21 protein-coding genes are annotated in these 25,882 nt (G+C 47.3%); 17 read left to right on the top strand and 4 right to left on the bottom strand.

Annotation, left to right across the window (positions count from 1 at the left end):
- The first annotated feature begins 1 nt into the window (after position 1).
- The 16 genes from FIU95_RS14745 to FIU95_RS21520 all read left to right on the top strand — a co-directional run bounded on the left by FIU95_RS14745 (position 2) and on the right by FIU95_RS21520 (position 20,561).
- Positions 2 to 1,363: an efflux RND transporter periplasmic adaptor subunit gene (locus tag FIU95_RS14745; RefSeq protein ID WP_253868660.1), complete on the top strand. Its 1,362-nt coding sequence runs from the start codon at positions 2 to 4 to the stop codon at positions 1,361 to 1,363.
- A 13-nt stretch (positions 1,364 to 1,376) separates the two neighbouring features.
- Entirely contained in the window at positions 1,377 to 4,508 is a 3,132-nt protein-coding gene (locus FIU95_RS14740) for an efflux RND transporter permease subunit (RefSeq protein WP_152454490.1), read from the top strand.
- A 457-nt stretch (positions 4,509 to 4,965) separates the two neighbouring features.
- The gene (locus FIU95_RS14735; RefSeq protein WP_253868658.1) at positions 4,966 to 5,583 is read left to right on the top strand and encodes a cation transporter; all 618 of its coding nucleotides are present in this window, start codon (positions 4,966 to 4,968) and stop codon (positions 5,581 to 5,583) included.
- A 2,129-nt stretch (positions 5,584 to 7,712) separates the two neighbouring features.
- Complete coding sequence (locus FIU95_RS21225; RefSeq protein ID WP_172975419.1) at positions 7,713 to 7,865, top strand: hypothetical protein; 153 nt, start codon at positions 7,713 to 7,715, stop codon at positions 7,863 to 7,865.
- Between the two features lie 143 nt (positions 7,866 to 8,008).
- Positions 8,009 to 9,196, top strand: coding sequence for a LuxE family acyl-protein synthetase (locus FIU95_RS14730; RefSeq protein ID WP_152454489.1), 1,188 nt, complete (start codon positions 8,009 to 8,011; stop codon positions 9,194 to 9,196).
- A 28-nt stretch (positions 9,197 to 9,224) separates the two neighbouring features.
- Entirely contained in the window at positions 9,225 to 9,605 is a 381-nt protein-coding gene (locus tag FIU95_RS14725; protein ID WP_152454488.1) for an iron-sulfur cluster assembly scaffold protein, read from the top strand.
- Entirely contained in the window at positions 9,602 to 10,783 is a 1,182-nt protein-coding gene (locus FIU95_RS14720; RefSeq protein WP_152454487.1) for a cysteine desulfurase family protein, read from the top strand. Before FIU95_RS14725 ends, FIU95_RS14720 begins: the two co-directional genes overlap by 4 nt.
- Positions 10,784 to 10,795: 12 nt before the next feature.
- On the top strand, positions 10,796 to 12,505 hold the full coding sequence (locus FIU95_RS14715) for a fatty acyl-AMP ligase (RefSeq protein WP_152454486.1): 1,710 nt from the start codon (positions 10,796 to 10,798) through the stop codon (positions 12,503 to 12,505).
- A 21-nt stretch (positions 12,506 to 12,526) separates the two neighbouring features.
- Positions 12,527 to 12,799: an acyl carrier protein gene (locus FIU95_RS14710; protein ID WP_216646255.1), complete on the top strand. Its 273-nt coding sequence runs from the start codon at positions 12,527 to 12,529 to the stop codon at positions 12,797 to 12,799.
- Entirely contained in the window at positions 12,799 to 13,866 is a 1,068-nt protein-coding gene (locus tag FIU95_RS14705; protein WP_152454485.1) for an NAD(P)/FAD-dependent oxidoreductase, read from the top strand. The genes FIU95_RS14710 and FIU95_RS14705 overlap by 1 nt, the downstream gene beginning before the upstream one ends.
- Positions 13,863 to 16,208: an RND family transporter gene (locus FIU95_RS14700; protein ID WP_152454484.1), complete on the top strand. Its 2,346-nt coding sequence runs from the start codon at positions 13,863 to 13,865 to the stop codon at positions 16,206 to 16,208. Before FIU95_RS14705 ends, FIU95_RS14700 begins: the two co-directional genes overlap by 4 nt.
- Positions 16,198 to 16,995: an outer membrane lipoprotein-sorting protein gene (locus tag FIU95_RS14695; RefSeq protein ID WP_152454483.1), complete on the top strand. Its 798-nt coding sequence runs from the start codon at positions 16,198 to 16,200 to the stop codon at positions 16,993 to 16,995. The genes FIU95_RS14700 and FIU95_RS14695 overlap by 11 nt, the downstream gene beginning before the upstream one ends.
- Before the next feature lie 4 nt (positions 16,996 to 16,999).
- Positions 17,000 to 18,187, top strand: coding sequence for a hypothetical protein (locus tag FIU95_RS14690; protein ID WP_152454482.1), 1,188 nt, complete (start codon positions 17,000 to 17,002; stop codon positions 18,185 to 18,187).
- A gap of 54 nt (positions 18,188 to 18,241) precedes the next feature.
- Positions 18,242 to 18,955, top strand: coding sequence for a 4'-phosphopantetheinyl transferase superfamily protein (locus tag FIU95_RS14685; RefSeq protein WP_172975418.1), 714 nt, complete (start codon positions 18,242 to 18,244; stop codon positions 18,953 to 18,955).
- Positions 18,956 to 19,106: 151 nt separating this feature from the next.
- Positions 19,107 to 19,715: a MaoC family dehydratase gene (locus tag FIU95_RS14680; protein WP_216646254.1), complete on the top strand. Its 609-nt coding sequence runs from the start codon at positions 19,107 to 19,109 to the stop codon at positions 19,713 to 19,715.
- 660 nt (positions 19,716 to 20,375) lie between these two features.
- Positions 20,376 to 20,561 (top strand): hypothetical protein, encoded by a 186-nt coding sequence (locus tag FIU95_RS21520; protein WP_152454480.1) that lies wholly within the window; start codon positions 20,376 to 20,378, stop codon positions 20,559 to 20,561.
- 147 nt (positions 20,562 to 20,708) lie between these two features.
- Here FIU95_RS21520 and FIU95_RS14670 read toward each other — a convergent pair whose 3' ends face one another.
- Complete coding sequence (locus FIU95_RS14670; RefSeq protein ID WP_152454479.1) at positions 20,709 to 20,978, bottom strand: hypothetical protein; 270 nt, start codon at positions 20,976 to 20,978, stop codon at positions 20,709 to 20,711.
- A gap of 152 nt (positions 20,979 to 21,130) precedes the next feature.
- On the opposite strand from FIU95_RS14670, the gene FIU95_RS14665 reads away from it, so the two are divergent.
- Positions 21,131 to 21,340, top strand: coding sequence for a DUF3820 family protein (locus tag FIU95_RS14665; RefSeq protein WP_152454478.1), 210 nt, complete (start codon positions 21,131 to 21,133; stop codon positions 21,338 to 21,340).
- Positions 21,341 to 21,891: 551 nt separating this feature from the next.
- Here the strand turns inward: FIU95_RS14665 and FIU95_RS14660 are convergent.
- From FIU95_RS14660 to FIU95_RS14650, 3 genes are read right to left on the bottom strand one after another with little or no spacing between them, the layout of a single operon-like run.
- On the bottom strand, positions 21,892 to 22,440 hold the full coding sequence (locus FIU95_RS14660; RefSeq protein ID WP_152454477.1) for a DUF3365 domain-containing protein: 549 nt from the start codon (positions 22,438 to 22,440) through the stop codon (positions 21,892 to 21,894).
- Between the two features lie 12 nt (positions 22,441 to 22,452).
- Positions 22,453 to 23,805: an ammonia-forming cytochrome c nitrite reductase subunit c552 gene (locus FIU95_RS14655; protein WP_152454476.1), complete on the bottom strand. Its 1,353-nt coding sequence runs from the start codon at positions 23,803 to 23,805 to the stop codon at positions 22,453 to 22,455.
- Positions 23,806 to 25,836 carry an FAD-dependent oxidoreductase gene (locus FIU95_RS14650; protein ID WP_172975417.1) on the bottom strand — a complete coding sequence of 677 codons (2,031 nt, stop codon included), beginning with the start codon at positions 25,834 to 25,836 and terminating at the stop codon, positions 23,806 to 23,808.
- Positions 25,837 to 25,882: the final 46 nt, after the last annotated feature.

Raw genomic sequence — 25,882 nt, 5'->3', positions numbered from 1 at the left:
TTTGGATTTAGATATGAGCAGATTAAGTAAAGTAATTCGCCTGGCAATATTATCCATACTCCTCATTTTCTCTGGATTTTGGATTGCAAGCCTGGGTCATGCAAATGGTGGTCATGATGAACATGTTAAGCAAGATGAAGAGCTGGGCTCCAATGATAGCCATGATGAGCATGATGAACAGGAAGGGAAACAATTCTCTAGTCATGGACATAGTGATAACCATGGCGGACATGATGAGCATCAGGAGGAAAAGGGCCCCAATGGTGGCCGTTTACTGACTGAGGGGGATCTAACGGCCGAGTTGCTTATTTATGAAAGTGGTGTAAAGCCAGAGTTTCGAGCCTGGATTTCTCTTAATGGTAAACCTTTAGAGAATGCTCGTGTTTCCGTAGAGCTTGAAAGACTTGGTGGAAAAGTGGATCAAATACCCTTTGCCTGGGAGGATAGTGTTGGGTATTACCGCGGTGAAGGCGTAGTAAAGGAACCTCACTCTTTTGATGTTGCCGTTTCTGTTTTTTACAACGGCGAGCGCACAAGTTGGGATTATGAGTCCCATGAAGGTCGAGTGCAGATCTCTGAACAAATGGCAAAAAAGGCAGGCATTAAAACTGCAATTGCTGCTCCAGGTATAATTAAAGAAAGCGTTACCTTATATGGTAAAACTGCGATAGATCATCGTAACCTCAGTCATGTGCGTGCACGTTACCCAGGAACCGTAATCACTGTTAAAAAAACGCTTGGCGATTTGGTAGCGAAAGGGGAAGAGCTTGCTTCTATCGAATCCAATGACAGCTTGCAAATTTATCCATTGGTCGCTCCTATTAGCGGTCAGATAATTGATAAGCAAGCCAGCCAAGGTGAATTCAGTGGCGAACGGGTGCTGTTTACCATAGCTAACTACGACCAGCTGTGGGCTGAGTTGCAAGTATTTCCGATGCGTCGCGATCAGATCAAATTAGGGCAACAGGTTTCAATTACAGCTGGTGAGCGTTCTTTTGAGTCAACTATCAGCAGCCTTGCTCCGAGCAGTAATGGTCAGCCCTTCGCGATTGCAAGAGCGGTGATTGAAAACCCCAATGAGCTCTGGACTACCGATCTAATGGTCCAAGGCCAAGTAGTAACCAATGAAAAATCTGTGCCTTTAGTGGTCGAGAATCGTGCACTACAACCTTTCCGCGATTGGACGGTGGTATTTATCAAAGTGGGAGAAACCTATGAAATTCGTCCACTAAAACTCGGCCGTAGCGACGGCACTGTAACCGAAGTGCTGAGTGGCCTCAATGAGGGTGATCGCTATGTCACCGAGAACAGCTACCTGATCAAAGCGGATATTGAAAAGTCCGGCGCTGCACATAGCCATTAAATGAGGCCAGAAGATGATTGAAAGTATACTGCGCTTCTCAATTGAGCGGCGCTACTTCGTACTGTCCCTGATCTTTGTATTGGTGGGCCTGGGGGTTTGGAGTTATCAGAGACTTCCAATTGATGCGGTTCCCGATATCACCAATGTTCAGGTACAGATTAATACCGAGGCTCCTGGTTATTCACCTTTAGAGGCGGAGCAGCGGATTACTTACACTGTGGAGGCGGCACTCGCCGGCTTGCCTAATTTAGAATATACCCGTTCGCTCTCTCGCTACGGTTTGTCCCAGGTCACTGTTGTTTTTAAAGAGGGTACAGATCTCTATTTTGCTCGGAACTTAATTAATAGCCGTCTCAGTAGTATTAAAAGTCATTTGCCTCCGGAGTTAGAGCCTGAAATGGGTCCCATTGCTACCGGACTCGGTGAGATTTTTATGTACACAGTGGAGGCTCTGCCTGGCGCCACCCAGCCCAATGGGCAGCCTTACGACGCCACTTCACTGAGGGAAATTCAAGATTGGATTATAAAACCGCAATTATCCTTAGTCCCCGGAGTTACTGAAGTTAATACCATCGGTGGCTATAACAAGCAGTATCACGTAACACCCGAACCTCGACAGATGCTTAACTTTGGCGTATCCATGGAAGATATCGCTCTAGCGCTGAGCCGCAATAACGAAAGTCGCGGCGCTGGTTACTTGGAGGGGAATGGACGGCAACTTCTGGTGCGTTCACCAGGGCAGTTGCGAAATATTGCCGAAATTGAGGATGTGGTAATTACCAGTCGCGCCGGGGTGCCGGTTAAAATTTCGGATGTAGCCGAAGTAGCTATTGGAAAAGAGCTTCGCACCGGTGCTGCCACTCGCGATGGTGAAGAGACCGTATTGGGCACAGCTATGATGCTGGTAGGGGAAAACTCCCGGGAGGTAGCTCGAAGTGTAGCGGAAGCCTTAAAGCGAATAAAATCAACCGTACCTGAAGGTATTAAGGTAGAGGCGGTTTATGATCGGACCACTCTGGTAGATAAAGCTATCGCTACAGTGCAAAAAAACCTTGTTGAGGGTGCGCTGCTGGTTATCGTGGTATTGTTCTTGTTGCTGGGAAATATTCGAGCCGCCTTTATTACTGCAGCGGTAATCCCGCTTTCCATGCTTGCCACCATTTTCGGCATGGTGCAAACGGGTGTTTCCGCCAATCTGATGAGTCTCGGAGCCCTTGACTTTGGCCTGATTGTCGATGGGGCCGTGATAATTGTGGAGAACGCGATTCGCCGACTTGCCGAAGCCCAGCATCGCAACGGAGGCAAGCTGCCCCTACAAGAGCGTTTGGAGCTAGTATTCCAAGCTACCAACGAAGTGATTCGCCCAAGTTTGTTTGGTGTTTTGATCATTACCGTGGTGTATATCCCTCTATTTTCGCTTACAGGTGTGGAAGGGAAGATGTTCCACCCCATGGCTGCCACTGTAGTGATGGCTTTACTCGCTGCACTGGTGCTTTCATTGACCGTTGTGCCTGCAGCAGTTGCTGTTTTCCTGACAGGTAAAATCAGTGAAAATGAAAACAAAGTTATTGTTGCGACCAAATCTTTATATAAACCACTGTTGATTGCTGCAATGAAAGTGCGCTGGTTAGTACTTTCTGGGGCTCTTGCATTAGTACTGTTCTGCAGCTGGCTTGCAACAACACTGGGTTCTGAATTTATTCCTCAGCTCAATGAGGGTGATATCGCTTTACACGCCCTGCGTATTCCTGGTACCGGTTTAGAGCAATCTGTAGAAATGCAAAGCTTGTTGGAGCAGCGTATTAAGGAGTTTCCTCAAGTAGATAAAGTATTCGCAAAAATTGGTACACCAGAAGTAGCAACAGACCCAATGCCGCCAAATGTAGCCGACAATTTTGTGATCCTGAAGCCCCGTGACCAATGGCCCGATCCGAAACTGCCCCAGGAACAATTGGTTGCTGAAATCGAAGAAGCTGTGCGTCAGTTACCGGGAAATAACTACGAGTTCACCCAACCAATCCAAATGCGCTTTAATGAACTAATTTCCGGCGTACGTGCAGACCTGGGTATTAAAGTATTCGGTGATGATCTGGATCAGCTGGTGGCTTCTTCAAATGAAATTCTCGGTGTGCTAAATGGAATTGAGGGTGTTGCTGATGCTCGTGTAGAACAAGTGGAGGGTCTACCGATTCTATCAATAGTGCCGAATCGAATCGCACTCGCCCGCTATGGAATAGATCTGCAAACCTTGCAAGATTTGGTTTCAGCGGCTATTGGAGGTGAAGAGGCTGGATTGATTTACGAAGGCGATCGCCGTTTTCATCTGGTAGTGCGTCTGCCGGAAGGCTTGCGACGAGACTATGAGAACCTTGGGGATTTACCTGTTCCGTTACCTACTGGTAGCCCATTGGGTAGCTATGTGCCCTTGTCAGAAGTTGCTAACTTGGAAATGACCCCTGCCCCCAACCAGATCAGCCGGGAAAATGGTAAGCGCCGTGTTGTGGTAACTGCCAACGTCCGCGACCGTGATTTGGGGTCCTTTGTTGAAGAGGCGAAGAGCCGTATTGATCAGCAGGTCTCTTTGCCTGCAGGTTACTGGCTAGTATACGGCGGCACTTTCGAGCAATTGGAATCCGCCAGTACTCGCCTCTCAATAGTGGTTCCACTGACACTATTGGTAATTCTGGGACTTCTGGTGATGGCCTTTGGTTCATTCAAGGATGCCTTAATTATTTTCAGTGGAGTACCCCTGGCGCTTACTGGAGGTGTCTTGTCCCTATGGTTGCGCGATATGCCTTTATCTATTTCTGCTGGAGTAGGATTTATTGCACTATCTGGTGTGGCGGTGTTAAACGGTTTGGTAATGCTCTCCTTCATCCGACAACTTCGTCAGCAAGGTGGTGAGTTGCTCACATCCATTATCGATGGTGCTATGATCCGCCTGCGTCCAGTATTGATGACTGCGTTGGTTGCAAGTCTCGGTTTTGTTCCTATGGCTTTGAATGTAGGTACTGGAGCAGAGGTTCAAAGACCACTAGCTACGGTGGTAATTGGAGGCATAATTTCTTCTACTCTCCTAACCTTGTTTGTACTGCCATTGCTTTATCGGATAGTGCATGGAAGAGAAGGTATATTGAAAATATAAACATAATTTATGATGCTCACCTTTGCTTATATTTAGGTAGGGGTGAGCAAAATTTTAATGAAAATATTTAAGTGTTTGTTGGTTCATTTTTGAGCATGAAAGAAATGGATGCGCTTGATATTTATATAAGATAAATAGAAAATAATAGATGTTTCTATTGCCTCAATGGAGTGACGGGTTTTTAGTGTGTAGGTTTAGTATGAGTTTACTGCTTGCAGATTTTTATTCTAGTTCAATGCCAACCTTTATAGGTCCTAAATTGAGTGGGCGGAAGTGCTGGTGCCCTTGATCTCTGATTTTAGTGAATTGTAATTTGACTTCTCATGAGGTTGACTAATAAATATGATCTGAATTTTTAAAGAAAGACAGGATCTAGCCTCGAGAGAGAATTTGAAGTAAGTAATTGTTGATGTTTAAAACATAAATATCCCTAAGTGGAGTTCTGTTTAGAGAGGGCATGAATATGTCTGAATGTGGTTGCGGTGTAGAGCAAGCAGATAAATTAGAGAGAAGCACTTTAATGGTGCTGCTAGTGATCAACGCAATTATGTTTGTGTTTGAATTAATTCTTGGATGGTTTGCTCAGTCAACAGGACTGATTGCTGACTCTCTAGATATGTTGGCTGATGCTGCTGTGTATGGGATCTCTTTATTTGTTGTAGGTAGAGGGGTTATATATCAAGCTAAGGCAGCTAATGTCAGTGGAATAATTCAAATTATATTGGGATTGTGGGTGTTGTATGAGGTTTGTAGGAGATCACTTTTTGGAAGCGAGCCAGAAAGTATACTAATGATATCAATAGGGGCCTCTGCCTTGTTAGCAAATGTTGTTTGCCTCCTAATAATATCAAAGTATAGGGAAGGGGGTGTACATATGAGAGCCGCTTGGATTTTTTCAGCCAATGATGTTGTCGCAAATTTAGGAGTGATTGTGTCAGGACTACTAGTGGCGGTAATCGATAGTCGTTTTCCTGATCTTGCTATAGGCTTAATAATTTCGGCTGTTGTCACTCGAGGTGGTTTTTTGATTCTTAAAGAGGCGAGGGAGTCCACTCGAAAAGCCAAAATATCCTAAGTGACCTTAAGGTTTTAATAGTATGAGTAATATCAACTTCTTAGTGGCTTGTCTAAAATAGTTTGTAGATCAATGGGAGTCTTACCTGAAGATGCTTGTCACTAATTTCTGAGAGCAAAAGATGCAATGATCCCTTAAGGTTTGAGTTGGCGAACTTATGAGTGCTTTTCTCTCATAGAGCAGTTTTGTGCATCCATTTTAATGCGTTATGACATGACGCACTTTTTTCACCTTTGACCTAGATGGTCTAGGCAGAAATTTTATTATTATATGCTGCCGAATATTCCCTTACAGCCTCCAAAGGATCTAGTCGAAGTATTGTTAGGTGTTGAATATCTTTCATTGGGGCATAAAAGCCTAAGAAGTCCTCAAGTGTTTTTTTTATAGCTCTAAATTTTTAGCCGACTGTAACTAAAAATTGATACGTACCTTCTGTTGAAAAGAATATTGAGCCGCGACATTAATGTCTACTAGGTGAGCTTCATGGCAAAGTATGGTGCAATGCTTTAGATCGGTGATTTGATCTATATCTCTTCAGTCTTAAAGCCGTATGGCAAATAATTGTCGAGCAGCTGTTTCATCGAGTTAGATGTTTCAGAAAGTTCTCTGTCGCTCATATTCTATAGGTAATATTGGTAATGATAACGATTTTCAATTAAGTGTGTGGTTCTGTGCCTGTAAAAATTTATACTCTTCATAACTTCCGGTCTAGTGGATACTTTTGGTGGGAAAGTTGAGTTTAATAATTTAACACTAAGTTAGGGTGAAGTATGGGGCTTAATTGGGAGGTGGCTCGGAGGTACTAGGAAGGTGTTCTGTTTCTTTTGATACTAAATATCGCCATTGCTAGATGAAATAAGAAAATGTTACGTAGATTGCGTGTGCCGTATGCTCTCTCATTTTGCAAAGTACTCCTAAAGTTAGCTAGAAATCAGATCTTATCTTCAGCCACATCTACGAGGTTTGGTATGCGCTTTATAATTGAAGCCGATTTTGTAGTGCTTCTTTAAGCTGGCCGGCAAAGATAATGTTTTTCAGTTCATCGGCGGATGTAGGTAAATCTATCCCTGGTGCTCAGCTTTCAGCATTTTTAGTTTGGTGGATGCTTCTAAAGTGCCTGCTGAATAGATATTTTCCCATGGTAATAAAATGTGTAAGCACGATTGGGTATTTCTGAGGGATGTCTAAAGCGGTATTCTGGTTTTTTGTGTGTTGAAAATGGCCATTGTTTCTGTGGTTTTAATTGTGCAATAGGGAATCTCGCAAAGATAATGTGGATAATTTTTTATTGATAGTTAAAAAATAAAGAGTAATAAATAGATTATTATGGATGGTTGTCATAAATGAGACTGAGTTTTCTATTTTAGTCATGAGAATTAATGGCGTTTAGTTGGTGTAGGTAAAAGAAAAGGAGGTGGAAGTACAGTTGCGCCTTACTTGGTACTATTCTCCTTAAAGTAGATCGTTGTAATAAAAAAATATCCAATAAATTACTTGGTGTTGCGGGGCGTGTTGTTAATTGTGGTGTGGTTTATATGAATGTGATGTATCAATCTTTACTTAAAAATACGAATTTTCTGCTGAAAAATAGCAGGGAGATTAAAGATTGAGGAAAAACGACAATGTAAGCTTGAATATTTGTGCGAATTTACTCTACCCCTAAGATTGAATTAATTCTATTAAGCTTGTCATCAAATAGTTTATATTTGTTAATTGGCTGGTCACAATATGTTACCAAAATATAAGCTGTAATTTGCTGTAATTGGCGGCAAGGTGCTTTCTTGGGTTTCCCGTTGGGAGTCGGAGTTCAGGTGTGAGTGCAAGCTTCAATAGTAAAAAAAATATGTATAAAGCCTGTTCGTTTTGTTGTGAGTTCATGATCGCAAGATGATTTTTATGTGATTGGCGGACCGATTGTTCTGGCTAATTTTTAGAGGTAATTTGAAGGGGTAAGATTGTAAGTGGGTGTAAGTGAGAGGGGCTGGTCATGTAGCAAAAAAAAACCATACTACGCGGCAAGAAAAATAAAAAAATAAAGAAAATTACTTTGAAGTGATTGTTAAAATTTCTAATGTGTTTAATATTTCTCTCGGAAAATAATAAATAGAATCGATAAGTAGAGACTCTTGATGGTGGTCAAAGATTTACCCGGCAGATTTACCCGGCAGATTTACCCGGCAGATTTACCCGGCAGATTTACCCGGCAGATTTACCCGGCAGGTTTACCCGGCATGATTCCCGGATGGGTCTTTCAGTCGAGTTCTAAATTCTCTGATGTTTAAACCATTCTTAATTCAAGCTTTGAGGTTTTTGTTAAGTTTTTTGATATATATCAGCTTGATTAAAACAGTAAAAAAATAGCCTAAATGCCTCCGCATAGACGATTGAGGCCGTGTCTTATTTGACTTTAAAAATGGAGATTGAAATGTCGATACAGTTACAAAACATACTCAAGGAAAACGGGTTAGACCCTTTAAAGGTGGCACTGTCATCTGTGGCGGAACTCTATTCGATGACAGAGGATAACTTACTGGATTTCAAGACAGGCTTGATCCATGAGGCATTCGCTTATCACTATGAGAACAATGCTTTTTTCCGCTCCGCTTGCGATAGCAAAGGAGTGACACCGGATATGATCTCAACTCCAGCTGACCTGATCAAAATACCTCTGATTCCCATTGAGCTTTTTAAATCAAACGATAGCCATAAGTTACTTTCAGTCAGCCTACGTGATGTAGAGCTAGAAATGCGAAGCACAGGTACCTCTGGTATTCCCAGCGTTTCGCGCCGCTGCGCGGACACCGTTGACAATGCGGTGCTGGGGATTTACTCGATGTATCGCGAATTCCTAAAGATCTCCAAAGGTGCCGGCCTTTATCTTTGCCCCTCAACCGAGGAAATTCCTGAAATGGGCATGATCAAGGCCCTCAATATGCTCGCAGGTCTGCTGGACACTCATAGATTCATGGTTCGGCAAGAATCTTTTAAGCCCGAAGAGGCCTTAGAACAGCTTGAGGATTGGAATGATAAATTCAGTCGCCATTTGATTGGTCCTCCATTCCTGATCAATCGTTTTATCAGCTACCTCAAAGCTACCAACACCCGAATTAAACTCGATAAGAGTAGTTACATCATCACTCTTGGGGGGTGGAAGCGCTTCTCAGGCCAGATGTTGTCACGTGCAGAATTCAACAGTGAATGTATCGAGTACTTGGGCGTTGAAGAGAGCCAGATCCGTGACATCTACGCCTTGGTTGAATCCAATGTCATTGCTATTGACGATGAGTATGGAATCAAGCATGTCTCCCCCTTCGTTCATTTCTCGGTAAGAGACCCCAAACAACTAGATCGAGAGGTCGAACCGGGCCAGACCGGCCAATTGGCAATTCTTGACCCTCTCGCACGTTCGACGCCTGGTTTCATGCTTACTGAGGACTTGGTGCGACTGTTGCCTGAAGCGAGTCGTTCGGGAAGAAGTGGTCAACGCATGCAGTATGTAATGCGCCTACCTGAGTCAAAAGAATTTGGTTGCTGTGCGGTTAATTTAGATAAGCGGCTTGAAGATTTGGACGCAGAGCAGGCTGCTAGCGGCAGTTGTCCAGTCGTCGCCTAATTACAGCTGTCCAAGATGGAGCTACAACATGTACAACGACATCATCATTGACAACTTTTCCGACCCGGCTCATGTCGGTGATATCAACGAACCCAATTACGAATATGAAATTGGCAATCCAGTATGTGGAGATCGGATTCGCGTTCAGATCAACATCACCAATGGACTGATTGACAGTGCTCGCTTTAGAGCTTGGGGCTGCGCTACTTCGGTGGCGACGGCCAACATTTTCTGTGCCTCGCTTGAGGGGTTGGCACCGGAACAGCTTGCCGGGAGAACAAGTAGCGAAATAGAAGGCATGCTTGGTGAACTAGAGCCATCACAACACCATTGTGTTGAGATTTTGCAGCAGCTTCATCATAGGTTGCTGAGCTTAGTTGGCAAAGATTGTCGGGAGGTGATGCCATGACAAATGCTCACTCGATTGAGGGTTACTTCGACTACAACGCCACAACCCCGGTGTCGGAGGCTGTAGCTACGGCTATGTCCTCTGCGCTTCGGCTCTTTGCTAATCCATCGGGGCGTACGCTTCCTTCGACCAGTAATCGTGAGCTAATCCAGCGAGCAAAGACCCATGTCGCTAGCCTACTGGGTACCGCGCCGGAAAAAGTTTTCTTTACCTCCGGCGGTTCTGAAGCCAATAACTGGGCTATTAAAGGAAGCCTGATGAACGACCTGGGTAGGGCCGGCCATATCCTAACCACGGCGATTGAGCACCCTTCAGTTCTAGAAACTATCCGATACTGCGCCCACCAATTCGGATTCGAAGTCACCTGCTTGAAGCCGGGACCGAGTGGCGCCGTCAGTTTTGAGGCTGTCGCTGAAGCTATCCGGCCTGACACCAGATTGATTTCCATGATGTATGCGAACAATGAAACCGGCGTTATTCAACCTGTGGATCAGGTGGCAAGGCTGACCCGCTCCCGAGGCATTCCGTTCCATGTCGACGCAGTGCAAGCAGTAGGTAAGCGGCCTCTTGATGTCGAGGCATTAGGTGCTGATTTTGTTTCTTTTTCCGCACACAAATTCTATGGTCCCAAGGGTATTGGCGGCCTATATATCCAGAATATAGATCGCATATCTCCCTTGATTCATGGTGGTGGACAAGAGATGGCAATGCGCTCTGGTACCGAGAATTTGGTCGCTATCGCCGGACTCGGTGAGGCTGCTGACGAATGTCGCAGGGAGCTTGAGTACTGGGATCATCACTGTCTGAAGTGCAAACAGCACTTGATCGAACAGCTTGGCAAATCCTCTATCGAAACACATATCAATGGTGCTAGTCATTATGAGGGGGCGATTTCCAATACCTTAAACCTATCGATTCCAGGCATTCGGGGTGAGGCGCTTGCTCTGTTAATGGAAAAGAAAGATGGGATTGTGGTGTCGATTGGCTCTGCATGCAGTAACAACAAGACCCGTCAACTATCGCCTGTATTACAAGGAATGGGGCTAAGTGATGAAGAAATACAAAGTGCGATCAGGATTAGCTTCGGCCGCTTTACCAGCCTTGATGATATAGATCGTTTTGTTGATTCATTGCAGCGGTGCGTGGCACAGCTCAAAAGCATGAGCTTTAAAGGGTGAGGAGTTGGGCTCATGACGGATAAGATTTTTCCAGCTCAGCGCTTCATGGATCAGTTCGCCCGACACGTGGTTAATGAGCCTAGCCGTACCGCCTGCGTATTCCAGCCTCATGGGCCTGATAGTGCTCTATCGCTGAGTTACGGTGAACTGAATCAGCAGGTACTGGAACGGGCCCGACTGTTAGTCGAGCGCGGATATAGAGGCCAGCCGCTTGCTCTGCTTTTCCCTGCTGGTCTTGATTTTGTGGTCAACTTCCTCGCCTGCCTCGCGGCTGGCGTCATTGCTGTACCCCTGAACCTGAGTCGCAATGCTCAGCAATTAGAGCGCACTGTTCGTATTCTTGGTGATGCAAAGACCAAAGCCATTCTGACGACCGCTGAGACTCGTGAACAGCTATTTGAGCAATTAGCAGAATTACCGGCGATTAATTTGGGCGACCAGGCCTGGATTGATGAGCAGCAGGTTGGTGCTGCTAAAGATGTAGAGTTACCTCTTCCGGCTCCAGATGAGTTGGCGTTTGTTCAGTACACCTCAGGCTCTACTGATCTACCCAAAGGTGTGATGGTAAGTCACGCCAACATTATCGATAACCAATTGGCTATCCAGCAGGCGTGTGGCCACCGCGAAGGTGTAATTGCTGGCGGCTGGCTGCCACAGTTCCACGATATGGGACTGATAGGCCATATGCTGCAGCCATTGTTCCTTGGTGGTACCTACGTCTTCATGCCACCGATGAAGTTCGTTCAGCGTCCACGCCGGTGGTTAGAATTGATATCTCACTATCGAATTCATAGCTCTGCTGCACCTAATTTTGGCTATGAGCACTGCATCAAGTTCATAGGTGAGCGAGAGGACTTATCGGGATTAGACCTGAGTTGCTGGAAGGTGGCTTTGAATGGCTCTGAGCCTGTCAGCGCCGACACTATGAGGATATTTGCTGAACGTTTCCAGCCTTACGGTTTTTCCTCTACTGCTTTCTTTCCCTGCTACGGCATGGCTGAAACCACTTTGTTTGTCTCTGGAGGACCGAAAGGCGTAGGCATTGAAACCCTGGCTTTCGATCCCGCAGCATTTGACTCTGGTCGACTGCAATCTACTGGTGAGGGGCGTCAAGTGGTTAGCTGCGGTCGTATCACGCCAAGGATGATTTTGAAGGTTGTTGATCCGGAGAGTGGCCGGCTAGCAGATGAGGGTTGTATTGGTGAGATATGGATTAGTGGTGCCTCAATAGCACAAGGTTATCTTAACAACCTTGAGATTAGTAAGCAGCAATTCGGTGCTCGTATATCGCCCTGCGACGGTCATTATTACCTCAAAACCGGGGACATGGGCTTCGTCCGTGACAATAAGTTGTATATCACCGGGCGGATTAAGGAAATGTTAATCCTGCGCGGCCGCAACCTTTATCCATACGATATTGAACGTACCTGTAGTGACCATCCTGATGCGGCAGGCAATAACGGAGCCTCGGTTTTCACTGTGGATAGCAATGGCCAAAACCGACTGGCAGCCATTGTTGAGATTCGCCGCCACGCCTTTCTTAACCGAAACCACGATGAACTCCGACAGGAGCTGCGTGAGGCAGTGATGTTGGCACATGATGTCGCCCTCGACCAGCTTTTGCTGGTCAAGCCTGGCGGTATTCCGAAAACCACCAGCGGCAAAGTTCGTAGGACTGCCTGCAGGGATCTGATTGCAGCCGAAGAGGCGCAGCTCGCATGAACCGTTGATAGGAAATATAAGATGACGAATGAATTTAGAATGAAAAACCTGGTGGAACAGATCACAGATTTTATCGCTGCTAAGACACCAGAATTTTCGATTGATAAGCACAGTGACACCTCTTTCTCAAGTCTAGGTCTAGACTCGGCAGACCATGTCCAGCTATCGACTATGGTGGAGGACCACCTCTCTGTTGACATCGATCCGACGCTAGCCTTCGACTACCCAACGATTAACGCTCTTGTGGCACATCTCGAAAAGAATTTTTCAAGAACAGCTTTGGAGCGCAGTTGATGTCGCGACTTGATTGCATAGTTATCGGTGGAGGCCAGTTCGGTCTTCACACCGCACGAATGCTGCAGCAGGCTGATCTCAACTACCTTCTGCTTGAACGGGATAGTATTGGCGACGTTTGGCGTAACCGGCTCGAAGGTATGAAGCTATTCACTTCACGTCAATTCTGTGCCCTGCCAGGACTAGCCTTTCCGGGCGATCCTGAGGGCTTCCCGACTACAGTAGAAATAGCTGATTATTTGGTCAGCTATGCAGGCCACTTTGATCTTCAGGTTCGAGAAGGCTGTGAAGTTGTTGGTCTCGATCGCCTTTCGAACGGCAGTTTTCAGGTCGACCTTGCCGACGGCACGTCTCTGCTCGCCACCAGTATCGTCAATGCAACTGGTGCTAATCAGATACCCCAGGTGCCGGCGATAAGTTCCCAACTTGCTGGAGAGGTGCAGCAACTAGACGGTAGTCTCGCCTCAACCGATGTCATTTCTGATGGCCACACTGTTGCCGTTATTGGGGATGGTGCTACTGGGCGTCAGATCGTGGACCGGCTAGCGGGACGTTGCAATGTGTTTTTGGCCACGGGTTCCCCACGTGGCCTGCCTCCCAACCGTTTGTTCGGACGTGATATTTTTTGGTGGCTTGATCGCTTGCGTATCCTTTCCGCCGATAAGAACAGCCTCATCGCGAAGATATTAAAAAAGCGTAACCCTGTCCCCTGTGGTGAATACAACAATAGACGGCTGAAGGCTAAAGGCGTAAAGATTGTTGGCCGTGCTTTGGAGTGCTCTGGCCGTCAAATCCGTTTCGACTCCGTCGGTTGGCATGACATAGATACAGTGATTTGGGCAACAGGCTATTGCGACCGAACGAGCTGGCTAAAGTTGCCGCACTGTGTCGATGAGAGGGGCTTCATTGAAAACTATGGAAGGACTCCAGAGCCTGGGCTTTTCTTAGTGGGACGTAAATGGCTTAGTTGTCGAGCGTCGGAGCTGGTAATGGGGGTTGAGAAGGATGTAGAGCGAGTAATGGTGCCGCTGCGAGCCTTTTTATCCGAAAGGAAAGAAATACCTTGAACAAAAATATAAAGACCGATTGGATCATTCGCTCTGGCGCCAGTAAGTGGCTATTAGCGCTGGTGCTGTTGCTCACATTGATGTCGGCTGTTGGCCTAAAACGGATGGGGCTGGCCAGTGATTATCGCGTTTTCTTCGATGATAACGATCGTGACCTACTGCGCTTGGAGCAGATGCAAGATACTTATAGCACGACTGATAACGTGTTCATCATGATTGAACCGGTGGATGACAACATCTACAACCAGCGTACTCTGAGCCTTATACATGAAATGACACGCGCGTTGTGGCGGACGGCCCATGTCTCTCGAGTAGATTCGCTAACGAACTTCCCCTATAGCTCTGCTGAAGACGATGATATTTTGATTGAGGAGTTCGTCTACGAGCTTGACGAATTGACGCCGCAAAGGATCGCCTTTATTGAAACTGCCGCTAGTAGTGAGAGGGACTTGGTTGGCAATTTGGTTAGTAAGAACGGACGATTTACCGCGATCAATGCGACCATTCGGTTGCCAGGGTTAGACCATAAGGCCGAAGTGCTAGCCGTTACCGGTGCTGTCGATGAATTGATTAAGTCATTCAAGATGGAATATCCGGATCATCGTTTTTTTGTCACCGGTGTGGTGGAGATGAACGGTGCCTTTTTCCAGGCGGCAAAAAAAGACTTCATCACGCTGATACCGTTGATGATCCTTTTTGTGCTGGTCAGCGCTGCTCTAATTCTCGGATCACCTGCTGCAGGTGGCGCTATTTTGACGGTAGTAGTGTTGGCACTGCTAGGGTCTTTGGGTCTAGCTGGTTGGCTCGGTATTCAATTGTCTGCGCCATCAGTATCGGCTCCAATCATCATGTTCACGGTGATAGTAGCGTCGGCCATCCACATCCTCAGCTATATTCAGCGCCAGATACGCAGTGGTGTTTCTCGTGAAGAAGCAGTCTTGCAATCCTACCGGCGCAATCTCAAGCCGATTGCGGTGAGCCATGTCACTACTATTATCGGTTTTCTGGCGATGAATTTCAGTGACTCACCGCCGTTTCGAGATCTTGGCAATATAGTTGCCTTAGGTGTGCTCTTCTCGCTACTTTTGTCGTTGACGGTTCTACCACAGCTTCTGCTGCGTATTCGTTTTTCAACGCGGGAAACAGGTGCCAACCGACTGATTAATCGCATGGCTTTGTTGTCAGGCTGGGTTATCGCTTACCGCCAGCGGATATTGTGGCTAATGCTACCTTTGTCCCTATGCGTCGCTGCACTCAGTCCATTGAATCAATTAAACGATGATTTAATCCGCTATTTTGATGAGTCGCAGCCCTTCCGTGCTGATTCTGAACGTATCGATCGCCACTTTTCTGGTATTTATACAATCGATTACTCGCTCTCGGTACCAGAGCAGAACGGTATGTTTCAGCCAGAGTTTTTACAGTTTCTTGATACATTCGATGACTGGCTACATGAGCAGCCAGAAGTTTTTACAACTGCAAGCCCCCTGCACCGAATCAAGGATCTTAACCGTTTGATGAATGGTGGTGATGAGGACTCTTACCGGTTACCTGGCGATACAATTACCGCTGCACAGCAGTTCCTGCTATACGAGATGTCGTTGCCGTTTGGTCGTGATGTGACCCATCAGGTGAATTTGAATAAATCCTCGGTGAAACTGACTGCACGATTAAAGAATCTAAGCTCGGTGGGCTTAATTGCTTTTGAAAAACGGGTCGAAGAGTGGTTATTGCAAAACCAACCTCGCTCCATTGATATCTATCACAGCAGTCCCGCAGTGATTTTTTCCCACATTGGTCAATCAAATATTGTAAGTCTCCTTGAAGGTGCCTCGCTAGCGTTTGTGGTGATTTCATTGACGTTGATGCTGGTATTCCGCTCACTCGATATTGGTCTATTGAGCTTGGTTCCAAACCTGCTTCCAGTCGCGGCAGCATTTGGATTTTGGTATCTCGTTAATGGTCAAATCTCAATGGGGCTGGCTGGGGTGTCGGCAATGGCGATCGGCATAATCGTCGATGATACAGTTCACTTCCTCTATCAGTATGTCAACGGTCTAAAGCGGGGGCTCAGTCCTGAAGATAGCGTAAGCGAAACCATTAGTAAGACTATGGGTGGGATCGTGATTAGCTCAATGCTGCTAGTGATAGGCTTCCTTCTATTGTCGACCTCGGCGTTCGAGAAAAATGCCCAGATGGGTATGCTCACGGGGATGTCTATTGTGTTGGCATTGGTGTTTGACTTGATATTACTACCGGCCTTGGTTCTAACCTTTATGCGCAGGACACGTACGTCGAACCTGCAATTTCGTACCGACAAGGAACTAAATAATGCGAACTGATTACCGTCTCCTCCTTCCAGTGACAATACTTTGTGGCCTAATCGGTTTGCCGGTTCAAGGCGCTGCTAGCGATGTTAGAAAGGGGCGGGAGGTCGCAGTGGCAGTGGATAACCGTGATCTTGGTTACGGCGACAGTGTTGCCGAATTGACGATGATTCTACGCAACAGGGCCGGAGATGAAACTCGACGTGAACTGCAGATCAGCTCACTTGAGAGTCACGAGGGTGGAGACAAATCGTTAATCCGCTTCAATTTTCCTGCCGATATCCGGGGCACGGCGCTTCTAACGCATCCGCAGTTAGAGGATACCGATAAGCAGTGGTTATATTTGCCTGCCTATTCCCGTATTAAGAGGATCTCATCTCGCAATAAGAGTGGTGCGTTCGTCGGTAGTGAGTTTTCGTTCGAGGACTTGTCTGATAAGGCGGTCGACGATTTCCGCTATACCTACGTGAGAGAGGAATCATGCGAAGATGGTGCCCTGGTTTGTGACGTAATTGACCGAGTGCCAGAAGACTCTCACTCTGCATATAGCCGGCAGCGGGTCTGGGTTGATCAGAGTGCTCGACGTATCTTCCGTATAGACTATTTCGACCGTAAGGAAACGCTGCTCAAGACTTTTTCCGCAAGGGATTTTCGCCTCTACGACGATCGTTATTGGAGGCCCATGGAGGTGGTTATGCATAATCAGCAGAGTGGAAACGTAACGATCTTAAGCTATAGCCGCATCGAGTTTGGTACCGGTCTCTCAGTTGCGAATTTCCATCGCAATACACTCCGGGATTAAGGGTATGGGGGTCTTGCGTTTAGCGTTTTGGGTGCAGCTGTGTCTAAGCCTTACCATTATGCCGGTCCTCGCAGAGGTCAAGGTTGACAAGTATTCTGTTGATATCGCGGCCACGGCTCGTATATTTGCAGAAGAGGAGTCGCTGGCCATTGATGATAGCTACCGCTTCGGACCGGGGCTGGAAATTGAAGCAAATGCTGAGGGGGATATTGGTGATACTGGCTATAAGCTGCGGTTGTTTGGTAGCTGGGATAAGCAGGATGGGGAGCGTCGTTATGCCGATATCCGCCAAGCCAGCCTTCACTGGCGCCGTGATCAGTTATCGCTGAATCTTGGTGTTAGCACTTTCTTTTGGGGCGTTTCTGAATCTCTGAATATAGTCAATGTACTTAATCAGGCTGACTTGCGCCAAGCTATCGACGGAAAGGAAAAGATGGGGCAGACCTTCGCATCTTTAGGTCTGCGTTTTGATAACGGCGAACTATCGATATTCTATCTGCCAACTTTTCGTGAGCGAGAATTTCCAGAGCGCCCGTCATTCGGACTACCGATTTCGGACCGGGCACTTTTTGAAAGCTCGAATAGAGGTGGAGATGTTGCTCTGCGAGGCCATTTTTACGCTGGTGATTTAGAAACAGGGATCGGTTACTTCAGAGGCACTAGGCGGGCGCCACTACTGGTAAGGCCTAGCCCTTCAGCGACGATGTTGACTCCCTTTTACATCGAAACCGAGAATTTTTTACTGGACACACTTTATCTCCTCGGCGACACGACCTTGAAGTTGGAAGCGAAAACTGGTCGCGAACTGGAGCAAGGTTTCTTTGCTGCAAACGTTGGCCTTGAGCACCCGATTTATTCGCTACCGGATAGTATGCAAGATCTGTCCTTGATCGCCGAATATCTAATCGACGATAGGGATGAGCAAGCTGAAACATTAGGTCAGAACGATCTCTTTGTCGGCCTTAGAGCTAGCTTCGGTGATACCGGTGACAGCGAATTTCGAGGGGTCATAAGTTATGACTTCGATAGTCATGGCAACTACCTCGACTTAGGCTTAGAACACCGTCTGAGCGATTATTTTAGAATCGAAACTCGGGCGTTTTTATTCCTCAATGTGGGCCGCAGTGATACTTGGCTGTATCCAGTACGGGATGAGGATTTTATCGAGTTTAAGTTGCATTATTCTTTTTGAGCGGACCCTATGAAGACTGGAGTTAACAGGGATATAGGTCTTTGGATTGCTACCGTGAAGGAGTTTGAAACTCTAATCGAGCATGATCCGCAAACTGTCTTCACCACAGTTAGCGAGGCTGAGCAGAAAAGATATAGTGGGATTGTTAATCGAGCGGCGGGCCTACATTTTCTGCTTGGTCGTTACCTATTGCGTTATGTTTTATCCGCTAAAAGTGGCGTAAGTATTTTGCCGGCAGATTGGGAAATTTTCCCTGATGAGCAAGGCAGGCCTAGAGTTTTAAACCAAAGTGTGGCCCCAATAAAATTTAGTATTTCTCATGCTAGTGGTGTGGTCGCGATTGCGCTTAGCTCTACCGTTGATCCAGGTATAGATCTGGAGCCCCTTGCTCGTGAACTGGGCTCAGGTCTAAATTTCAGGCATTTACTTAGTCCAGAGCAATATGACCAGGTAATGACTATCCCAAGCACTGCTCACTGTGAATTGTTAACAAGGGTTTGGTGCATTAAAGAGTCTGTGTCCAAAGTGTGTGGTTTGGGGCTTCGACTGCCTTTTTCTACGATCGAGTTTGATCTTGTATCTTTGCTTAACTCGCAACCAGCCACGTGGCTTGAGTGTAAGGTAAGAGAAATGGGGAGCTTTTGGTTTAACCTTTGCACGTTGGCGCAACGCTATTGGCTTTGTGTAGCGATGGAGTCGCCGGCGTTGTCGCCTTTGGGTCGATTGGAAACAAACCATTTTAACCTACTCAGCCGCAAGGCGTTTTAGAAACAAGACGTGGAGTTGGAAGTAGCTGCCGCACAAAATTAATTTTAGGTCCAGTTACGCTGCTTCAATGTCATTAATACAGGATGAGATGATGGACGTGCTCGAGTACATCAGGGAAAAGGAAAGGTTGCTTAGGGCTCGGATTAACAATTTGGACCTCAAAAGCACCCATGATAATCACCTGCATCAGTTGTCCTATTACATCAGTAACTTGCTTAAAAATTCATGGACTTCGAAAGCTGGGCCGGTTGTTGATCCTGCTACCAATCGTGAATTACAAGTCATTAAGAACCCTAAGGCCATCGCTTTCTACCAAGACTGGCAAGCACGTATTGGTCAGCAGATATATATTGGGCGCTGGATTGTAGTTGACCAGTCGCGCATTGACAGTTTTGCCGAAGTAACTGGAGACCGCCAGTGGATTCATATTGATCCAGAACGAGCAAGGGCTGAATCGCCGTTTGGAGGCACAATTGCCCACGGCTTTTTGGTCCTATCGCTAATTCCCGAGCTCACCGATGCTGTCAATCCGGAAAAACCGCCTTACCCTGAAGCTAGAATGATTATAAACTGCGGCCTTGAACAGGTGCGTTTTCCTTATCCAGTTAAGACTGGCAATCGTATCCGAGCTCGTACGACTTTAAAGTCCCTGGTGCCATCGAAGCGTAGTGTGGAAATGATCAATCATATTGAGGTAGAGGTTGAAGGTTCAGGTCGCCTGGTTTGTGTTGCGGATAGTGTGCTGAAACTTTACTTCTGAATTCAAAATGCACGCGCACCCTCCCGGCACTTACTAATTATCATAGGCAAACTGGGAGGAGAGTAATTCTCGATTGATCGCTCTTGCAAGAGCGCAGAATTAGCCATCTCTGGATAGAGATATGAACCTTGAGTATCTGTGATTATCGAAAGGTGTATTCCTGCTATCTGATAGGGAATTTCAGAGGCTATGGGGGCTGGGGTTTATTAATTTCCCTGGTTAAGTAGGGAAATGCAGCTGGGGGCGGCGTTAGACGTGTCTTTACCACCTAGATAACTCTTTTATTTCTGACCTTTCTGACTGAGCGCTCCATTGCCGAGGATTAGTGGCTGCGTTGCTACAAATCTAGATGGATTCCATCAAAGATCGGGTGGTTCACTTGTAATGATGAGGTATGAGCGCTAGATTTGTAACCAACCAATAAGCAAATAAATAGAAAGAATTTTTTTAATAAAGATTTTTTTGGTATGCTATATCTAATTTTTTCTTTTTTTAGGATAAAATTGTCGGTATGTGTGTGTAATTTGAAGCAACTTACCTCTTCATTTATCTCACCTGTTTGATACCCCAAAGGTACATTTAGGCTCTTGAAGTGATTAGTGTTCAAACTTTATTGTTCCAAAATAAAATTAGTGTTCAAACTTTATTGTGCGAGAACATATGGGAGATGTAATTCCTTTTAAAAGAAAAACTGCTTGGCAGAAGCATAAGGGCAGCACTCTTTGCCGGGAAGGTTTCCACAAATGGAAAGTGGTCACCGAGCGTAAATTTGATGTGAAGCAGGGTAAACTCGTTACCGAATACTCTTGTGAGCGCTGCGGAAAAACCAAGACCAAGTTGCTCTAGTTTGGTTTGCCTGGAAAGGGGCTAATTCCTAGGCTGAGATATTTTGTGGTCAATTCCCAGTTCTTCATGGATATCCCGCGGTGTGGCTAGCCGCACCGCGGGATAAGCCAGGCAACTGCTCCTAGCCTATCTATTCTCCACTAAGAATTAATAGCGATAGTAGCGACCGCGATAGCGATAGTAGTCTCTGCGCTTTCTGTCTCTATCATAAAGGTAGCCGGCACCCGCACCGAGAACTGCACCTGCCGCGGTGCCACCGGGGCGGCCACCACTGATCAGGGCGCCGGTTACGGCACCAACACCGATGCCGGTTCCTATGCGGCGGTCAGTATCACTCATATTGGCGCAGCCCTGGCCGCCAAGGCCCGCAGTCAACACTGCGGTGAGGCAGAGATATTTAATGGCTTTGATACGCATAGTCACCTCTTTCAGTGATGCTTGAGGTATAAAAATTCGGCAAAGCTGACCGAATTATTCCGCAGCCAGTGTAAGGTGGGGGTAGGTCAGCAACAAATATCTAAGTTGTTAGCCGCGTATAGTACAAAATAAGAGGGTTGAAGGAGTTTGCGATGTTTGAAAAGCAGCAGTTGGTTGATATTGCACGAACCCCAATGCCCTTCGGTAAATATGCGGGCAGGCCGTTGATTGATCTCCCCGAGGAGTATCTGCTTTGGTTTGCCAAAGAGGGCTTTCCTGAGGGGAAGTTGGGGCAGCTGATGGCCCTGACTTTGGAGATCAAGATCGAAGGCCTTGAGGGATTGATTACGCCGTTAAAATAACTCAGCGGTTCAGTTTATCTTTTCCGCTGTATAAACCTCTCGCAAAGTTAATTTTTTAGACTTCCAGGCATAGTGTTATGCCAAGGCGTTCACTTTGATCTTCTTTAATGTGAGTCTATTATATAAGTGCCTAGGTGAGCTTTGCGGAGCGAAGCGTTAACAAGAAGCGGTCCGTAATGGAGACTGGACTTACCCGGAAATAGGCCCACAGCGGGTGACCACTGGTCTGAAATGATTTCAGCGAGGTTGCAGCGGGAGTAGAGCCAGTCATGTTAAAGAGGGAGCGGTCGAAATGAATTCGGCCGCTAATTAATTGTATTTTTCAATTTTTCTTCCAATTTTTCCTCTCACATTCCTCATATTTCTCTTTGCCTTCTTATTTAAGAGTTTTTTCCTGCTGATTTCGCAAGAATTACATATTCTTGAGCATTGAAAATTCTTAGGGAGAAGAAGTAGATGTTTGATGGGCTGCGAGTTTGGGAGGGCATTGGAAAGAACCCCGGCAACTCAGTTGCCGGGGTTCAGGTTTCTAAGTGATTACAAGTGGTAAATTAGAGTGGTATACGGATAACCACGCCACCCATGGTTTCGCCGAGTTCGAAATTATCGCGCGGGCTGTCGGCATGGTCATTGTGGCAGCTGACACAAGCGGGGGATACGCCCACATCGGCATAAACCGCGGTGAAGTATTCGGTATCACCCAATGTTTCACGGCCGTAAAAGTTTTCACCTGGGTTGTCGATTACATACTGCAGGCCCTGCTTTTCCATATCGGTGCGAGGCTTGTTTTGTTTGTTCACCGGCCATAGAGACAGCAGTGCATAACTGAAGCCAGAACCCTTTTCTGCAACTCGCTCAGCGCCCATGCGCATCATTTGTGCGGGCAGCGGCAGCAGTTTTTTATCCTGCCAATGCTCATCGGCATCCAGGACTTTTTCCTCATTTTGTAAACGGTTAACAACCTTGTTGGTGTAGTTTGCCCTGTCTGCCTCAATAACGGCAAAGATGGCATCCGCCATTCGCTCAGGTGCAACTCCCTGGTTTTTTTCACAACCAGTAAGTAGAGCCAGTCCGGCGATAAAACAAGCGGCAATACGCATAGTGTTCCCCTCCTATTGGGATTTAGTTTCATTTTTTTTGCTATTGGAAATTCTCGCAATGCGGTCGCGAATTAAGTCAAACGTTTCGTGTTTGTCCGCGGGCTTATGCTTGAAATTCTGTGAGATCAATTTTTTGTCTGCGAGAGCCGCCAGGGAAAACTCCGCCCCATGGCAGTTCAGGCAGACGGGTAACATTTTTTCGTTGGGGCGGAGATTGTGATTCTGGTTGTGGTTAACAACGACTTGCTCACCATGGGTTTCCCTCGGCAAGTGGCAGCTGGCACAGCTGACGCCGTTATCCGAGTTTGCCTGCCAAGTGTCGAAGTGCGGTGACTCTTTGTAAGCCAGGCTGTGTTCATCGCTGTGGCAACTGAGGCAGGCTTCCACTGCGGCGAACTGTAAATCGACATCGTGCGGGCTGTGACAGCTGGTACAGCTCAACTCCCCTGAGGCGTCAGACTGCATGGGTATCCAGGCCTGGTTCGGCGTCATGGCCCCGACCTGCTGGACAAACTCTTGCGGTAGCTTGGAAGAAAGTCGCATGCCGTGTTTTCCCTGCGTAAAGGATTCCCGCTGGTCGCTATGGCAGCTTGCGCACTGCTCTACCACTTCCGCGCTAGTAAATTGCATCTGCCCATCGGCGTGGCAACTACTGCAGTTCACCTCAGCCTGTGCGTGGGGGCTCTGTGCCCAGGCCGCAGCGATTTCTGCAGTTGCAGTTTCTTCATGGATATCTGCCTGCTGCAACTTTAATGGTTTGCTATTCGGGTGTTCCTGCAACCAGGACTGCATGGCGGTACGCGCCGGTAATTTTGCATCCTCAAGTAGATCCGGTTGCCCTACATGGGCGATTAGGAAATCCTCGTAGAGGGTGCCGTTATCGTGGTAGTTGTGGCAGCCGGCGCTGGCGCAGGTTTCAAATCCCATGCCTTGGTGGCTGCTACGCTCTTCGGCAATTTCGCTGTGACAGTGAAAGCAGAAATCTCCGGCCAGGCTGACGCCCATTTCGCGGGTAATCTGCTGCTTGTGTTCCGTATGGCAGCTGATGCATTGGCGTGCATCCAGGGTTTCCAGCAATTGAGCATTGCGGGGGTCGAGGAATTTTTTGCGGGGATGGGAGTCATCGGCCAGTTCCAGTTCCTCTGCGTGGCAGTTCAGGCAAGACTGTTGAATAGATTCTTCACCGGCAAAACCATCGGTATGACAGGAGGTGCAAGCGAGCTCTATCTGGTGGTGGCCATGGGTGGGTTCACCGGTGATAAACAGGGACTTGTCATCTGCAGTCAGGTTATACGAAGCATAAGCGCCCACTATCAGGGTCAACAGCAGGCCGTAGTGCCAAAATTTAAATTGATAAGATTTCATTTAGAAGTAATAAACCGCAAGAATGTGATAGGCGAGGAGTACCGGCAGTGCCCAAAGCAAGGCGTAATGAACGTATGACCACCATTTGCGGTGTTCACGTAACCTGAGGTCGGTCCAGTGATGGTTGCGGGCCATAAAGACGCCGACAAGGGAACCGGTAGCGGTAACGCCAAGGAAGACGAGCATGAGTGCAAGATTGAGGTTTTGCCCCATGCGGAAGCCGGTGTGGACAGCAAGGGCAGCCACGGCAATCACACCGGTGATACTGTGGGCGTATCGCCAGTGATCCACATGTCCGTAGGAAAGTTTTTTCCAGCGTTTGCGCAGACTCAGCGCGGCAGTAAACAAGCAAAGTGCGAGAATGGTGTAGCCGGTTACCTGTTTCCAGAAATTGTCATACCAGAGTTTTTCCCAAAACTGGCCGCTCTGCACAGAGTGGGATATCGGTGGGGGCGGCATTAGGAATGACAAGGTGATCAAAAGAAGGGAAATGATCGAAGTAATCAGTATGCCCTTGGCATGGCGCATGACCAGGTTGGGCACAGGCGCATCGAGTAGCTCGGCCATTAAGGGGCGACAGCTGCCGCAGACAGAGCCTGCGGTGGTGGCCTGCTGCAGTTCGTTTAGTGTGCGTTTGCCCTCGGAAATCGCCTTGCACAATTCGCCTTTGCTGACGGAATTGCACTGGCACACCAGGTAGCTGTCGGGGAAGCTCTTAATACTGTTTGAAGTCTGTTGGCCGAAAAGTCGGCCTTCGTCCGCAAATTGCTTCAGTGCTCGCGTACTGACTTTTTCCTCCTGCGCCACGGCTTGGCGCAGGCTGTTTGCCTCGTCCCAACTTCCGATATAAATAGCACCGAGAATGCGTCCATCTTTAACAAATAGTCGGCGATAGATACCCTTGAAACGGTTGCGGAAAACATGGCTCTGCAAACCTTCCTGCTGCTGAAGGTTGTCGGAGGCAACATCCCCCATAATGGCACAGGGAATATGGGCGATTTTGAGTTGAATATCTGTATAGCTGCCGGAGTAAGGGCGTTCCAAAATCTCGCCGCCATGGTCGCGACGAATATGCGAGCAGCAGCTTTCCGCTTGCTCGTAGCCGGGGCGAACCAGCTGATAAACTTTCTGGTCAAACTCGGCGCACTCCCCAATGGCGTAGACATCCGGGTCGGAAGTCTGCATCCATTCGTTGACAACTACCCCTCTGTCAATTTCGAGCCCAGCCTGTTGGGCGAGGGAGACTTCTGGCTGGATGCCAGTGCAGAGAACAATAGCATCGACACAGAGGCTCTCACTATCGGCGAACTGCAGGGTGGATTTTTCCCCTTGCCGTTCAATGGATTTCAGGTTTGAGCCAACTTTCAATTCCACACCAAGGGCGGCAAGGGAGGATTTCAAAAACTCCTCACCTTCTTCACCCAATAGGCCGCTCAGTAATTTGCCGCGAGATTGTAGCGTGACAGTATTTTTCGGTGTTTTTAATGCGGTTGCCGCCTCCAGTCCCAAGGCGCCGGCGCCGATGACACATATATCGGCGTGTCGCTCCCGCAGTGCAATCAGGTCATTGGTGTTGCGTAGGCTGCGAAACGGATAAACGCCGGGCAGATCCGCACCGGGGACTGCGGGGATCTTCGGGTTGGAGCCAGTGGCCAGGATCAGCTTGGTGTAGGGCTGAATATTACCGGCAGCATCTGTTACCGTTTTTTTGACGCGATCGATAGAGAGGATTTTTCGATCGATATATTCTGCGAGCCGATGATCACTCTTACCGAGAATGGGATTATCGAGTTCCTCTCGCTCCACATGGCGGGATAGATACTGAGATAGTTTTACCCGATTGTAAGGCGATTCTGTTTCGGCACCATAGATGACAATTTGCGCTTCGTCACAGAATTCAAGCAGTTTTTGTGCACAGCGAACTCCGACTGGGCCAGTGCCTACAATCACATATATTGGATAGCCGCTGTCGCTGGTGCGAGCGCTACCTGGCGAACATTGACGAGCAGCTGAACTTTTTAGTTCAGTCATATTTCCCCCGAATCCCCCGGCTTTTAAAACTGGCCTGTTTGTCATT

Origin of the sequence: Microbulbifer sp. THAF38 (assembly GCF_009363535.1) — a bacterium.
In the GTDB taxonomy this organism is placed as follows: Bacteria; Pseudomonadota; Gammaproteobacteria; order Pseudomonadales; family Cellvibrionaceae; genus Microbulbifer.
Note: the sequence above shows the minus strand (reverse complement) of the source record. Positions and strands in the feature narration are given on the sequence as shown.